The organism is Paenibacillus castaneae (assembly GCF_002884445.1).
Taxonomy (GTDB): Bacteria; Bacillota; Bacilli; order Paenibacillales; family Paenibacillaceae; genus Pristimantibacillus; species Pristimantibacillus castaneae.
On the sequence record NZ_KZ614144.1, the window covers coordinates 4990811 to 5002847 of the forward strand.

Here is a 12037-nt window from a genome sequence, read left to right on the forward strand (position 1 = left end):
ATATTCGATTGTATAAAAAAAAGAGACCTCTCAAGCCGTTCGGCTAAAGAGTCTCTGCTGCTGTTTTTTATTATTAAGCTAGTGGCAAACAAATAATGAATTCTGTTCCGATATCCGCTTGGCTCTCTACACGGATCGTCCCATTATGATTGCGAATAATTCGATAGCTTACCGATAGTCCAAGTCCCGTTCCTGCCTGCTTGGTCGTAAAAAAAGGATCAAACAATCGACTCATCGTAGCTTTGTCCATCCCTTTGCCATTGTCTCTAATTGTGATTTGAGCAAATGGTCCTTCGCTCCGAGTAATAATATCGATAAGACCTCTGCGTTCGCCTTGTACCTCTTCGATCGCGTCCAACGCATTTTTGACCATGTTTAATATAACCTGCTTCACTTGCTTGACGTCAATAGAAACGACATAATCCGAGCAATAGCTTTCTGCTCTAATTTCACAATTACGCATCAAAGCTTCGCTTTCGGTCAGCAGTACAACTTCCTTCAACAAATGATCGATGGATACTAATTGCTTCATCGGTGCCGACGGCTTGGACGAATTGAGAAATTCATAAATGATGTCGTTTGCCCTGTCGATTTCCGTTAAAATAATTCGTGCGTACTCTTCCTTGCCTACCTCTAGCAAATAGGGACGGAGAAGCTGTATAAATCCGCGAATGCTCGTCAAAGGATTGCGAATTTCATGAGCAATTGCGGCAGCGATTTTGCCGAGCATGGCAAGCTTGTCATTCTGCAAGGCAGTCTGCTCAATTTGTTTGTACTCCGAAACGTCCTTCACGCTAATTAAGAAATCACCGTCTAATTGATCACCGTATGTAACCGTCACAAGCAGATGCTTGCCGTCCTTATGCTGAAATTCATAGTATCGGCTGTGCATGAGAAACATTTCTTTATAAAGCCTAAGAACAGTTCTCTTAGTGCTGCTAGTAAGCTGAGGATGTCTTATTACTTCTTTTATATTGCATCCAATTAGCGTTTTCCGGGGAATATCGAGAAGCTTAGCCATTTGGACGTTAATAAAAGATAAAATACCATCGCTGTCAAACAAAGCTATTCCGCTATCCATATGCTGCAATACATTTTCATATTTATTTTTGACCATTTCAAAAGAACGATTGGAGCGAAAAAGCATCTCACGCATCTCGGTAAATTTCTGCTCTGCCGATTGCTCGGGCTGAAGCCTGAACCGGCAGGCGACCATGATTTCCATCAAGAAAACAAATGAACGATTGTACAGTCTAACTGCTTCCTCCGAATCCACATTCGCGGCTAAAGTCTGTATGCATTCCTCATGTACGGCAATTATTTCTTCGGGGTTAATGCCATATAACTCTTTGCCAAGCTCATTTGCATGAAATAACGATACTTCCTTACCACTGCGGATATACTCGGCAAGCGCCGGGAAATAACGCTTTCGAATGGCCTTCATCCTGTACCCTCCCCCCGGCAACGTGTATGGACACGGTAACATTACTACTAATCATAGGGGGAGTTTACAATCTCTGTCAACGGGAAATACTGTCGAATTTTGCCTCTCCCTAGGTAGAAAGAGTGACTGTTCTCAGGAGGAGCTTTAGCCTCTGTTCAATAAATGATTAAATATGGATGACCAATATGGCCTCCATACAATTTCTTCCACTATTCCTTGTTTTTTCGTTTTTCCTTATCTTTTCCGTTCTCATACTTTGGGTCGCTGCTTTTGTCTTCCTTTTTCTTATCGGACCATCTACCCTTTCCGTGACTGCCGCTGGAATGATCGTTTTTCCAGTCCTTAAAACGATCATACTTGCCTCCATAATAAGGATTTATGTGATAATACTTATTATCTTTGTCTTCGTCATCGTCACTGTCGTCATCGTCCCATTTTTGATTATTGCCCTTATCGTTCTTTATATTATCCTTAGATTTATTAGGAACAGTAGGCTTATTATTTGTTTTGGGAGTTGTCGTCGGCTTAGGTTTATTTCCATTTGGCTTCTCCGCTTTGGCCGGGCTGCTGCTTGCGGGCTTCCCCGGCTTTACAGGCTTATTCGTTGTTGGGGTCGCATTCGGCTTGACAGGATTCGACTTTCCAGCGTTTTGCTGCTGCTTTGCCTTCTCAGTCTGCTCCTTAATAACTAATTGCTTCAGCTTTTCCTTGCTAGTATCCGATGCATTTCCAACAATTGTCTTAACGCCGCCTATTGGGTCTGTTACCTTATTAATGGATTGTTCCTTCAACTTCTCCAGCTCAAGCTGATAGCCTTCATCCTTGGCCATTAAATACAGTGCCATCTTGCCAGCGGATATTCCGTTTGCCGCCGCTTCCTCTCTCAGCTCATTGGGAACGGCTAAGGTCGTTACATGGGCGGTAGCTGAATCTGCTGAGAAGCTGGCTAACAAGCTTCGAAGCGTTTGATCCACTTTCCCTGCCAGAATAGATTCGAAATCCTGTTGCAACCCGGCATTGTCCCCCAGCATTACACTCGTTACAAAAATATCTTTATTCGGCGTATCCAAATAGTGGGATCCGTTAGCCCTCTCCAAAATAGAAGCGATTACCTTCTCAACCTTAATACCCCGGAAATTTAAATTTTCTAAAATTAACTTGCCGTCATCATTTAAAGGGTGCAGCTCGCGCACCTTTTCATTATGATCAACACCGATTTCAATGCTAGGGTTAATGTCCATGCTCAGATAGGCAATAACCGGCGAATCCGCCTGTTGAACAAAAAGAAGGAGCGGTAGGAACAGCAGCAGTACGACAGCAGCAGCACCTGTGTACCAATAGGCTGGCTTAAAGGTACGAACAGACTTGAACTCTTCTTCAAAAACGATTTCTTCTCCAATTTGAGGCACGTTTAGAATAGGAGCTCGCAAAAATTGGCCGTCTGCTGTCATAACAACAGCGTGTTGTTTATGAATACTCATGACGACTCCACGTTTCATTTGCTAGCCTCCTCGTTCATCTCAATTTGGTCATCTGCTATATTTAAGTAATCATGCATGAATGGATAAATACCAGAAATAATAAGAGATATTGCGATAATATATTTCCGATTGCGCTCAATCGTTTTGCGCGAAACCCCGCAATTCAACGTTAGCTCCTTTACCGGCAGCTTTTTGGATTGCTTTAATGAATCAAACAGCTCAGATTCTTTAACGAGTTTTTTTGCAATTCCAATAAGCAGTACTCTGGAATCCCGATGCTTGGGCGAATTCTCGACCAGCTCAGCGAAAGTGATGTCATAGCGATTAAGCTCCTGATTCAGTTCACCGATTTCTAGTCTTCGCTCATCTTCGGTCCGCTTCGCTTCATATGCATGTATCGCTTGCTTGGACTCAACTGCATTATAATGAGGCTGCTCTTCATCCTCGGATTCGAACATGCTATAGGGAACAACATGAGAATGCCTTTGTTCTTTTCGGACATGATCAATAAGCCGACGGCGAATGACGGTTTCAGCAAATCCGATGAATGATTTTCCCGCGCTGCTGGAGAACTGATTAATAGCCTCATTAAAGGCCAACAGTGCTACGCTGAATTCATCATCTCTATTCGGATCTATGTACCGTTTGCAAAATCGACTTGTCACTTTTAAAATATAAGGTTTATAGTCTACTATGAACTGCTCGCGCAACTGCTCGTCACCTTGACGAATTTGAGCAACACATTGTTCGGGAGCAAGCTTCTGCTCACTCTCATCGGCATCTTTGGAAGCATTCTTCCTCAGAAAGCGTTTGAACAATACAAGTAACAACCGCTCCACCTCACTACTAGTATGATTCGTTTCTGTATGTACGGTTTCAGGGGGTACATTACTTCAACTTTTATTTAAGTTTATAAAAATAAGCCTCCGAAGAGGAGGCTCATCATTCGTTATAATAGAATTAAACGGACGTTCGGCGCAACTGCAGTTTATTTCTTCTGCTATTAAGCATGCCTAGACGCTTCTTAAGCACCACTTGCCATTCTGTATCCCCAATTCGCTTCGCGAAGCTGAGCAAATCGAGTCCCATATCGATCTGACTATGAACAACATCCATTGGATTTTCATTCTCATGATTAACGCAATTTTCGAGCAGAGCCTTGTCCTCATGTTCTACATATTCTCCAAAATCGACTTCGGCAGCGCCATCGCCATGCGCATATTCGGCTAATATTTCATACTCATTCTCCACGAGATAATGAATATGAACATCATGACATACCGGACAAAAAAGTATCGGCACGTTATGTATATGTGTTCGGAAATGCTTTAAAGTACCTTTCGTACCAATCATACTCGCTCCACAGCAGTGACTCATTGACGACCCCTCCTAAAAGGTTTACGAAGTAAACCTCCTTCGTAAGCATCAACTAAGGTTTACGAAGTAAACCTCCTTCTTAAGCATCAACTAAGGTAAACGACAGCCAACCTATTCTGAAGGCATTATGGCAAAGAGCTGCAGCTAAGTATACTTTATTCGCTCTAAGAGCTTGAAATTCCTGCTTTTTCCCGCAAAAACTACTTGCCCAATTATTAACAAAAGAAAACCCGCGCCAATAATTGGCGCGGGTTTCGTCATTCAGAGAAGTTTATATTATTTCGTTACCAATGTTTGTTGGCCTGGTTTCCAGTTGATTGGGCAAAGACCACCGGATTGCAAAGCTTGCAATACGCGAAGCGTCTCATCAACACTGCGACCAACATTGTTATGGTTAACAACTTGATATTGAATTTCGCCTTCAGGGTTGATAATGAATAGGCCGCGAAGTGCAATGCCTTCTTCTTCGATCAATACGCCGTAGTCGCGAGCAACGTTCTTCGTAATGTCAGAAGCCAGTGGGAACTCAAGCTGACCAAGACCGTTCTCATTTACTGGTGTGTTGATCCAAGCTTTGTGGCTATGCTTGCTGTCGATACTAACACCAAGAATATCCGTATTAAGCTTTTTGAATTCAGCAGCTGCAACACTCAAAGCTGTAATTTCAGTTGGGCATACAAATGTGAAATCAAGTGGATAGAAGAACAATACCAGCCATTTGCCTTTGTAATCTGCTAGTGATGCTGTTCCGAAATCTTGACCATTACCTGTAGCTGTTTCCATTGTAAAATCTGGAGCCTGGCGGCCTACCAAACGTTCTGCCATAATAGAAAACCTCCTTGACGTATTCATATATTATTTGTTCCTGTCACTTCATCTCTGTGACTTACCTAGTAAATAATATCACTAGTCTAGAATGAAGTCAATATTATAACAATTACTTTTTTATAATAATTATAATCTGAAAGTTATTTTTTTAGTGCTGCAACGATCAAATCGCCCATTTCAGTTGTGCCGATAGCTTTGCTCTTATCCACTGCGATGTCGCCTGTACGGTGACCTGCATCGAGTACTTCTTTCACTGCAGCCTCAATAGCTGCCGCTGCTTCATGGTATCCGAAAGTAAGGCGGAACATAAGGGCAACCGACAGAATTGTAGCAATTGGATTGGAAATGCCTTGTCCTGCAATATCAGGAGCCGAGCCATGTACCGGTTCGTACAATCCAAAGCTTCCTTCTCCAAGAGACGCAGATGAGAGCATTCCAATTGAACCTGTCAGCATAGCAGCTTCATCGCTTAGAATATCGCCGAACATGTTTTCAGTCACGATAACATCAAAGCTGGAAGGACGGCGCAGCAACTGCATCGCACAGTTATCAACCAACACGTGCTCAAGCTCAACTTCAGGATATTCAGGAGCAATCCGGTTAACTACTTCACGCCATAGACGGGAAGTTTCCAGCACATTCGCTTTATCAACCGAAGCAAGACGCTTGCCGCGAGTCATTGCAATATCGAATGCTTGACGAACAATGCGTTCAATTTCTTGCACATTGTATACGCAAGTATCAACAGCTTCTTCGCCACCTGCACCTTCACGACGGAATTTCTCGCCGAAGTAGATACCGCCTGTTAGCTCACGAACTACGATAAGATCCGTGCCTTCAAGCACTTCAGGCTTAAGCGTCGAAGCTTCCTTCAAGCAGTCGAATACGGTAGCTGGGCGAATATTGGAGAACAAGCCTAGCGCTTTGCGAATGCCAAGCAATCCTGTTTCCGGACGAAGCTCTTTTGAATTATTATCCCATTTAGGACCGCCGACTGCGCCAAGCAATACAGCGTCTGCGCCTTTGCATAGGTCAAGCGTTTCTTGCGGCAGCGGTGTGCCTTTTTCATCGATTGCAATACCGCCGAATAAGCCGTGCTCCGTTTCAAATTTGTAGCCGTAAAGCTCTTCCGTTTTTTTCAGAACTTTTAGCGCTTCTCCTACAACCTCTGGACCAATACCGTCGCCGGCAATAACTGCAATTTTTTTCACTTCTGTCATAATGAATGTAACACTCCTCTTTTTCAATTAAACTTGTCCGCACTTCAGCAATGTACTCATGCTAGTTTGAACAAACCCATGAACTCATTCTCACTCTATTATCATTTGTACCACAAATATCGGATGATTACAAAGATATAAAATCTATTTACTCTATAGACTATGACTATAAAGCAGCATGAAGGTGCTATCATTTCTAGTTTACATCTTCAAATGCCCATCAAAAAAAGAAAAACCCACCGCTCTTTTGAAAAGAGCAATGGGCTTCCCATCATATCGGATTAGATTAAGCTCATTTTGTCACGACGGCCAGGAGTCTTGCGCTTCTCAATCAGTCGGTTGAGCGCATCGATATAGGCGCGGGCGCTTGCTTCAAGTATATCTGTACTTAATCCGCGGCCCTGTGCGGATACTTCATCTTGTTTCAGTACAACATGTACTTCGCCAAGTGCATCCTTGCCTTGCGACACAGATTTGATTGAGTAGTCTTCAAGCTCCACAACTTCCTGCGTGACTTGGTCAATCGCATTGTAGATAGCATCAACGGAACCGTTGCCGATTGCCGTTTCTTCTGCAGTTCCTGCCTCAGCTTTGTGAATGCGAACCGTCGCATTTGGAGTCGATTGATTGCCATAGTTCACTTGGATCGTCTCTAGCGTGAACACTTCAGGCGTATCAACAAGCTTCTCCTCTAGAATAGCTAGAAGATCTTCATCGCTAACGGTCTTTTTGCGGTCAGCCAAATCCTTGAATTTAGCAAAAGCAGCATTAACCGCTTCTTCTTCAAGCTCAAAGCCAAGATCCACCAGCTTCTCACGGAACGCATGGCGGCCAGAATGCTTGCCAAGCACGAGCTTCGATTCTTTCAAACCGATCGTATCCGGTGAAATGATTTCGTAAGTCGTCTTTTCCTTCAGCATGCCATCTTGATGAATGCCCGACTCATGTGCGAATGCATTGGCTCCAACAATCGCTTTATTGCCCGGAACAACCATACCTGTCAGCTTGCTGACCAAACGGCTAGTTTTTGCAATTTCTTTCAGGTTCAGCGTCGTTTGGGCACCGAAGTAATCCGGACGCGTCGCAAGCGCCATTGCGATTTCTTCAATCGCGGTGTTGCCAGCACGCTCTCCGATTCCATTTATCGTACCTTCTACTTGGTCAGCACCGTTCAGAATTGCCGAAAGCGCGTTGGCCGTCGCCATTCCCAAATCATCATGGCAGTGTGCGCTAAGCTGAATGGTTTCGATATTAGGCACGTTTTCTTTCAATGTTTTGAAGATATTGCCGAATTCAGAAGGATTTAAGTATCCTACTGTGTCTGGAATATTAACGACCGTTGCACCTGCTTTGATCGCCATTTCCGTAACCTCGCAAAGGAAATCTAGCTCCGTACGGCCAGCATCCTCAGGCGAAAACTCGATTTTGTCAAAATATTTCTTCGCATAACGAATCGCGCGCTCCGCTGTCTCCAGCACCTGTTCTTTCTCCATCCGCAGCTTATGCTTACGGTGGATTGGGCTTGTAGCTAGGAACAAATGAATACATGGATCTTGAGCACCTTGCAGCGCTTCGCGAACCGCGTCAATGTCCTGTTCACGCGAGCGGGATAAACCGATGATAGAAGCATTCTTTATAGCGCGAGCAACCGCATTAACAGAGGCAAGGTCACCAGGCGAAGCAGCAGGGAAGCCCGCTTCGATCCGGTCCACTCCCAGCTTCTCAAGCTGAAGTGCGATCTCTACCTTTTCCTTTGTATTCAGGTTTACCCCCGGAGATTGCTCTCCGTCACGCAGCGTTGTATCGAAAACATAAATTTTCCGCATTTGTACGATGCACCTCCGTGAACAGAATGATCCCGGTACGCGCTTGGAGGCGCGTGACGATTCGTTAACCTTATCGTCACGCGATCCGGCGAACCGGGATATGATTGTTCTTCTGAAAACTAGTTCTAGCTAGCTCTTATTATTTCTTGATCCAGTGCATCAATTCACGAAGCTGTGCGCCAGTTTGCTCAATTGGGTGAGCAGCTTCGTTACGGCGAGTCGCTGTAAGCATTGCACGGTTCGATTGGTTCTCCAATATGAAGTCGCGAGCGAAACGACCGGATTGAATATCTTCCAATACACGTTTCATTTCTTTTTTCGTTTCTTCCGTAACGATACGAGGACCTGTTACATAATCGCCGTATTCTGCAGTGTTGGAAATTGAATCGCGCATCGACGAGATTCCGCCTTCATACATCATGTCAACGATCAGCTTAAGCTCGTGCAAGCACTCGAAGTAAGCCATTTCTGGAGCATAGCCAGCTTCAACAAGTGTTTCGAAGCCTGCTTTAACTAGTGCAGAAGCACCACCACATAGAACAGCTTGCTCACCGAACAAATCTGTTTCTGTTTCTTCTTTGAAAGAAGTTTCGATAACGCCTGCACGTGTACAGCCGATACCTTTAGCATATGCAAGACCAATTGCTTTAGCATTGCCTGAAGCATCTTGCTCGATTGCGATTAGTCCTGGAACGCCAAAGCCCTCTTGGTACGTACGGCGAACCATGTGACCAGGGGATTTCGGAGCAACTAGGAATACGTCTGTATCTGCATTAGGCTTAATTTGGCCGTAGTGGATGTTGAAACCGTGAGAGAACATCAACGCCGCGCCTTTTTTCAGGTTTGGAGCGATTTCTTCATTGTATACTTGAGCTTGTGTTTCATCAGGAAGCAAAATTTGAACAACATCAGCCACTTTAGTTGCTTCTGCAACAGTAAGTACTTCAAAGCCGTCTTTTTTAGCTACGTCTGCGGATTTACCAGGACGAAGTCCGATAACTACTTTCAAGCCGCTGTCGCGAAGGTTTTGCGCTTGCGCATGTCCTTGGCTTCCGTATCCGATAACTGCGATTGTTTTACCTTGTAGTACACCTTGATCAGCATCTTTTTCATAATACATAGTAACTGCCATATTAATAATTGCCTCCTTTAAATTTAACCCTTTTGAGCGGGTGTTTAAGCAGAGAATGACGCAAGATCAGCGGTTCTCCCCTTAAACTCCCGCTCAAAGGGCGATATGAATGAAATAAGCATTAGTAAAACTACTTCGTATTGCCTCTATTTAATGCCGTTACTCCTGTGCGTGAAAGCTCACGTATACCATAAGGTTTAAGCAGCTCCACCATCGCATCAATTTTCTCTGTATCGCCTACTACTTGTACGATAAGCGAATGAGTGCCAATATCAACAACCGCTGCGCGGAATGTCTCTACTACACCAAGAATCTCTGGACGAGTTCCCGGCTCAGCATTTACTTTAATAAGCGCTAGCTCGCGTCCAACCATTGGATTGGAGCTGAGATCGATGACTTTGATGACATCGATCAATTTGTACAATTGCTTCGTAACCTGCTCAAGGGTATGGTCATCACCCGTAGTGACAATGACCATACGCGACAAGCCGATTTCCTCGCTTGAGCCGACTGTAATGCTTTCAATATTAAAGCCGCGGCGTCCGAACAAGCCGGATACGCGCTGCAGAACGCCGGGCTGATCATTAACAATTACTGCGATCGTGTGCTTTTTCATTCTGCATCCCCCATGATCATTTCGTCGATCGTGCTTCCTTGTGCTACCATCGGGTACACGTTCTCCCCTTTGCGTACAACGAATTCAACGACCGCAGGACCTGGATGGCTAAGCGCTTCTGCCCAAGCAACGCGCGCTTCCTCTTTGTTAGTTGCACGGAAGGCCTTTACGCCATATGCTTCGGACAGCTTAACAAAGTCTGGACTGCCAGCAAGGTCAATATGGCTGTAACGGTTATCGTAAATAAGCTCCTGCCATTGACGCACCATGCCCAGCACTTGATTGTTAATAATGGCAACTTTAACTGGAATGTTGTTTATCGCACAAATCGCAAGCTCCTGTGCGCACATTTGCATACCTCCGTCACCGTTAATGGATACAACTACACGATCCGGATTGGCCATTTGCGCACCTATAGCAGATGGAAAACCAAAGCCCATCGTGCCAAGTCCGCCTGATGTTACCCATGAACGCGGTTTATTGAATTTATAGTACTGAGCTGCCCACATTTGGTGCTGGCCTACATCAGTTGTAACGATCGCATCGCCATTTGTTGTTTCGTGAATTAACTCTACAACCCACTGCGGCTTAAGCTCAACCTCAGAGTCGGTATAGCTGAACGGATACTGCTCACATGAAGCTTTGAGCTTGGCACGCCATTCGTCTGCTTTATCTGCACGCTTAACCCCTTGGTTAACAATCTGCAGAACCGTTTTGACATCGCCAACAATTGGAATATCAGTCGGAACGTTTTTGCCGATTTCTGCCGGGTCAATATCGATGTGAACGATTTTCGCATGCGGCGCAAAGCCGTCAAGCTTGCCCGTTACACGGTCATCGAAGCGAGCGCCGATGTTAATGAGCAAATCAGCGGATTGAATCGATTTATTTGCCGTATAGGTGCCGTGCATGCCCGGCATTCCGAGGAACAAATCATTGCCGCTCGGGAATGCACCCAAACCTAGCAAAGTCGTCGTGATCGGAATTTGCGACTTCGTTACAAACTCGAACAATTCCTCATGTCCGCCGGAGTAGACAACTCCGCCGCCCGCAAGAATGAGCGGACGCTCTGCTTCCGTAATTGCTTTAATGAGTTTATCAACCTGCTGCTTATTAGGAGATACCGTAGGATTATATCCGCGAATATTCACGCTCGTAACCGGCTTGAATAATGTTTTTGCTGCGGAGATATCTTTCGGTATATCAATCAATACAGGTCCTTTACGGCCGGTATTGGCAATATGGAAAGCTTCATGAATAATACGTGGCAAATCTTCAACATCACGTACTAGATAGCTATGCTTCGTGATTGGCATTGTAATCCCTGTAATATCGGCTTCCTGGAAAGCGTCGCTCCCGATAAGGCTTGAGATGACATTGCCTGTGATGACTACCAGCGGTACGGAATCCATATAAGCTGTTGCGATACCCGTTACTAGATTTGTTGCTCCAGGACCCGACGTTGCGATACATACGCCAACTTTACCGCTGGCACGCGCATAGCCGTCTGCTGCGTGGATGGCTCCTTGCTCGTGGCGAGTCAGTAAATGATTGAAATCTGGATTTCCGTGCATGGCATCATAAATGTAAAGTACGGCTCCGCCCGGATAACCAAATACACAATCTACGCCTTCCAGCAATAAACTACGAAGCAGGATTTCCGAACCAGATATGATTTCGGGCTTCGTCAGCCTTTCCTTCAATTCCTCTTTTGACTTCAAAGTTGCATCTTGCATTGCCATCAGTCATCCTCCTCTCAGAAAAAACAAAAAAACCTTTCGCTCCTCATGCTTCAAATAGAAGCAACGAGGGACGAAAGGTATATCTTCCGTGGTACCACCCAAATTCGTTATACGTCTCCCGATGTATAACCTCCACAGGTAAGAACGCATACAAATATCGTTCAAACCATTGGCACTGTAACGCTTGCCCTGCGATTTCCCCTATTAGGCAACAGCATCTGTTGTTGCTTTTCAAGGAAACAGCTCCGAGGTGAGCTCGTAGAAAAGGGGTTTTGGCGATGGTTGCAGCTGATCCATCCGCTCTCTGTTCAAAAGAGCCCTTAGCACTTCGTCCTCATCATTGCTGATTGTGTATTTACCACATGGTGCTC

10 protein-coding genes are annotated in these 12037 nt (G+C 44.9%); all 10 read right to left on the reverse strand.

The window, feature by feature from the left end:
- Positions 1-73: 73 nt before the first annotated feature.
- The 10 genes from CEF13_RS22350 to ilvB all read right to left on the reverse strand — a co-directional run bounded on the left by CEF13_RS22350 (position 74) and on the right by ilvB (position 11666).
- Complete coding sequence (locus CEF13_RS22350) at positions 74-1444, reverse strand: ATP-binding protein (protein ID WP_102714143.1); 1371 nt, start codon at positions 1442-1444, stop codon at positions 74-76.
- A gap of 209 nt (positions 1445-1653) precedes the next feature.
- Complete coding sequence (locus tag CEF13_RS22355) at positions 1654-2943, reverse strand: anti-sigma factor domain-containing protein (RefSeq protein WP_102714145.1); 1290 nt, start codon at positions 2941-2943, stop codon at positions 1654-1656.
- Positions 2940-3755, reverse strand: a complete 816-nt coding sequence (gene sigI, locus CEF13_RS22360) for an RNA polymerase sigma factor SigI (RefSeq protein WP_102714147.1) — start codon at positions 3753-3755, stop codon at positions 2940-2942. The genes CEF13_RS22355 and sigI overlap by 4 nt, the downstream gene beginning before the upstream one ends.
- Positions 3756-3885: 130 nt before the next feature.
- Positions 3886-4302 (reverse strand): hypothetical protein, encoded by a 417-nt coding sequence (locus CEF13_RS22365; RefSeq protein WP_102714149.1) that lies wholly within the window; start codon positions 4300-4302, stop codon positions 3886-3888.
- Between the two features lie 276 nt (positions 4303-4578).
- Complete coding sequence (locus CEF13_RS22370; RefSeq protein WP_102714151.1) at positions 4579-5127, reverse strand: peroxiredoxin; 549 nt, start codon at positions 5125-5127, stop codon at positions 4579-4581.
- A 143-nt stretch (positions 5128-5270) separates the two neighbouring features.
- Positions 5271-6350, reverse strand: a complete 1080-nt coding sequence (gene leuB / locus CEF13_RS22375) for a 3-isopropylmalate dehydrogenase (protein ID WP_102714153.1) — start codon at positions 6348-6350, stop codon at positions 5271-5273.
- 281 nt (positions 6351-6631) lie between these two features.
- Positions 6632-8176, reverse strand: coding sequence for a 2-isopropylmalate synthase (locus CEF13_RS22380; protein ID WP_102714155.1), 1545 nt, complete (start codon positions 8174-8176; stop codon positions 6632-6634).
- Positions 8177-8315: 139 nt separating this feature from the next.
- The gene (gene ilvC / locus CEF13_RS22385; RefSeq protein WP_102714157.1) at positions 8316-9308 is read right to left on the reverse strand and encodes a ketol-acid reductoisomerase; all 993 of its coding nucleotides are present in this window, start codon (positions 9306-9308) and stop codon (positions 8316-8318) included.
- Positions 9309-9438: 130 nt separating this feature from the next.
- Positions 9439-9924 (reverse strand): acetolactate synthase small subunit, encoded by a 486-nt coding sequence (gene ilvN, locus CEF13_RS22390; protein ID WP_102714159.1) that lies wholly within the window; start codon positions 9922-9924, stop codon positions 9439-9441.
- The gene (gene ilvB / locus CEF13_RS22395) at positions 9921-11666 is read right to left on the reverse strand and encodes a biosynthetic-type acetolactate synthase large subunit (protein ID WP_102714161.1); all 1746 of its coding nucleotides are present in this window, start codon (positions 11664-11666) and stop codon (positions 9921-9923) included. Before ilvB ends, ilvN begins: the two co-directional genes overlap by 4 nt.
- Between the last annotated feature and the right edge of the window lie 371 nt (positions 11667-12037).